At 48.2% G+C, this 1,032-nt stretch carries 1 protein-coding gene; it reads left to right on the forward strand.

The features are described from left to right. Positions 1–1,032 (forward strand): YccS family putative transporter (gene yccS, locus R8O70_RS26310; RefSeq protein ID WP_318184600.1); only part of this gene is annotated, 1,032 nt, incomplete at both ends.

Here is a 1,032-nt window from a genome sequence, read left to right on the forward strand (position 1 = left end):
TAACTGGTGCCGCTTGGTATTACTTTATGTCGATGATCTGGCAAATGTTCTGGCCGTTGCAGCCGGTACAATTAAGCCTCGCGAACGTGTTTCTTGCGCTTGCTAATTATCTCGATGCCAAAGCCAAGCTTTTCCACCCAGTCACGAACCTTGCACCGCAACCAATGCGTGTTGAAGCGGCTCGCCTTAATGCTGCAACGGGCACCGCACTCAATACGTGTAAAGCAACGCTACTCACCCGTTCCAAGCGTGGTCATGTAGACGGCCCAAGTGACCGATTCTTGAATATCTATTTTATCGCGCAAGACATTCACGAACGCGTGAGTTCGAGCCACTACCGCTACCAATATTTGGCAACGGAGTTCGAGCGTTCAGACGTACTGTTCCGCTTTAAATATCTTCTTGAGACACAAGCGCAAGCTTGCCGGGATATTGCTCAAGCCATTCAACTCGGCAACGAATACACTCACACCGATGAGTCGATTCTGGCTTTAGCAGAACTACAAAATTCACTGGCGTATTTGGAAGAGCAGCAACAAGGTCATTGGAAGCGTTTGTTAATGCAGCTGACTTACCTGTTCAACAACCTCGCTACGGTTGAAAAGCAGCTAAACAACATCAATAACCCGGATGCCGAACGCCTAGAAGAAGACACGCTTGCCGATACTAACCCACATACGTTGAAAGCGATGTGGCAACGCATTTCGGCTAACCTTCATAAAGATTCGATGCTGTTTCGACATGCGTTGCGTATGTCAATTGCGCTTACTATTGGGTACGGCATCATTCAGCTGTTTGATATTGACCGTGGTTACTGGATTTTGCTTACAACACTGTTTGTATGCCAGCCGAACTACAGTGCGACGCGCCAAAAACTTACGGCTCGTGTGATCGGTACTTTAGCGGGGTTGTTGATTGGCGTACCGCTGCTAACGTTCTTCCCTTCTCAAGAAAGTCAGCTGGTGTTTATCGTTGTTTCGGGCGTGATGTTCTTTGCATTTAGGATGAACAACTACGGCTACGCGACCGGAT

Origin of the sequence: Vibrio sp. 779(2023), from assembly GCF_033344285.1 — a bacterium.
GTDB classification, from domain to species: domain Bacteria; phylum Pseudomonadota; class Gammaproteobacteria; order Enterobacterales; family Vibrionaceae; genus Vibrio; species Vibrio alginolyticus.